2 protein-coding genes are annotated in these 1,282 nt (G+C 72.5%); one reads left to right on the forward strand and one right to left on the reverse strand.

Annotated elements, in window-relative coordinates; genetic code table 11:
• Positions 1-1,001: phosphotransacetylase family protein (locus KBX39_RS31440; protein WP_210874045.1), on the reverse strand; the 1,001-nt coding region annotated here is incomplete at its 3' end.
• 94 nt (positions 1,002-1,095) lie between these two features.
• On the opposite strand from KBX39_RS31440, the gene KBX39_RS31445 reads away from it, so the two are divergent.
• Positions 1,096-1,282, forward strand: a 187-nt coding sequence (locus KBX39_RS31445; protein ID WP_210874047.1) for a hypothetical protein, incomplete at its 3' end; no start/stop codon positions are given.

Genomic DNA, 1,282 nt, shown 5'->3' on the forward strand with positions numbered 1-1,282 from the left:
TCGACCTTTCGCGGGTTGGCGGTGCTGGGGCGGCCCTCGATCCGGCTGGACGCGGACACCGTGTCGGAGCTGTCGCAGGGTACCGAGAGCACCGGGAGCCCGGTGTTCATCCGCTCGACCAGGCGCATGGCCCGCGGGTCGGGCTGTTCGCCGAGCGTGAGCACCAGCCCGGCCAGCGACACCTGCCCGGCGACGTGCGCGGCCCCGGCGGCCACCAGCAGGTCGGCGCGGTCGCCCGGGGTGATCACCAGCGCCCCGTCGGTGAGGTGGTCCAGCAGCGTCGGCACGTGCGCCGCGCCGACCACGTAGTCGAGCACGTCACGGTCGAGCGCGGTCTCGTCGCCGGTGAGCACGGTGCCGCGCAGCGCCGCGGCGACCTCGGCCACCGTCGGCGCCGACACGGTCGGCACCTCCGGGATCGCGTACGCGGGCACCGGCAGTTCGGGCAGCGTCATCGGCTCCGGCACGCGGTTGGCCAGCGCCGCGATCACCGTCGCGCCGAGGTCGACCAGATCGTGGTACGCGCCGCGCAGCGCCGCCGCGATCGTCTCGGGCGTCTGCCCGAAACCGTCGACCACCGGGACCACGACGCTGCTGAACTCGGTCGCGAGCCGGGCGTTGAAGGCCAGCTCACGCGGGCCGGTGCCGTCGCCGTAGGCGAAGTCGCTGCCGACCACCACTATCGCCGGGCAGCGGCGCTCGACCTCGCGGTAGCGGGTGACGATCCGGGAGATCAGCTCCTCCCGGCGGCCGTCCGCGACGAGCGCGCTCGCTTCGGCGTACGTGGCGCCGTACAGCTCGTCGACCGGCAGATCCATCCGGTAGCGCTCGGTGAGCAGGGCCAGGATCGGGTCGGTGCCCTCGCCGGTGACGAGCGGCCGGAACGCGCCGATTCGTTCCACCTGGCGGGACAACAGCTCGGCCAGCCCGAGCGCCACTGTCGATTTTCCCCCGCCCGAGCCAACGCCGGTCAGGTACACGCTGCGCGCCACGGCACCCAACCTACAAGATCGAGGTCGGTGCTGTCCGTTCTGCCTGGTCAGCACGGCTAGCCGGGGGAGAAGGCGGAAATTTCTCGCATCTACACTTGGCCGTGTGGAAGGCCCGACAGCACTGATTCCCGTCGTACCGGAATCGCCCCCCGTCTTCGTCGACCCGAGCGGGCGGCGACGTCGGCGGCTGCGCCGTCTCGCCTACTGCGCCGGCGCGGCCGGCGTGATCTACACGGTCATGGTGGGGGTCAGCTTCGCCGGCGGGCCGATCCCCCCGGACACCGTCATCC

The organism is Micromonospora sp. D75, from assembly GCF_018070405.1.
Lineage (GTDB): Bacteria > Actinomycetota > Actinomycetes > Mycobacteriales > Micromonosporaceae > Micromonospora > Micromonospora chalcea.